The 503-nt window shown below is 41.0% G+C and carries 2 protein-coding genes; both read right to left on the bottom strand.

Going from position 1 to position 503, the window contains the following annotated elements:
* The coding region (locus AC1DUO_RS26215; RefSeq protein WP_477989674.1) for a glycosyltransferase at positions 1 to 244 on the bottom strand (244 nt) is incomplete at its 3' end.
* Positions 241 to 503 (bottom strand): UDP-galactopyranose mutase (locus AC1DUO_RS26210; protein WP_477989672.1); only part of this gene is annotated, 263 nt, incomplete at its 5' end. The genes AC1DUO_RS26210 and AC1DUO_RS26215, both read right to left, overlap by 4 nt.

Here is a 503-nt window from a genome sequence, read left to right as displayed (position 1 = left end):
TAATATGAGCAGCAATATACTCAGCCCCTCTTTTAAAACCACCGGCACCGCCGGTGTTTTCAGTTAAGGATAAAATGGTCAACCGGGGTTCTTCTTCAATACTTGCAAGCCAGGAGGCAGTGCCATCAGTTGAGCAGTTATTTACAATAACAATATTGTCGAAAGGCAATATCGAAGTCGATAGCCAGCATTTCTTTAACTTGTCTAACCGATTGAAGGTGACAATTAATGCTGTTGTATTCATCTAACATCGACCGTAAATACAGGCATAGCAACTGATTCATTGATACTTGTAAGATATACTTCAGCAGTCTTTAGTGCCTCGGCAATTGTAACATCCATATCCAGATACCGATAAGTTCCTAAACGGCCAACAAACGTGATGTTTTTTTCAGCTCTAGCGAGAGTTAAGTATTTATCGAGTAATGCCATCTCTCCAACCTGGCGGATTGGATAATAAGGAATATCCTCTGGCTCGCAACTGCGACTATACTCCTTATAAC

Source organism: Rahnella sp. P4_A8 (assembly GCF_056402435.1).
The sequence above is the reverse complement of the archived record's forward strand: the minus strand, read 5'-3'. Positions and strand labels throughout refer to the sequence as shown.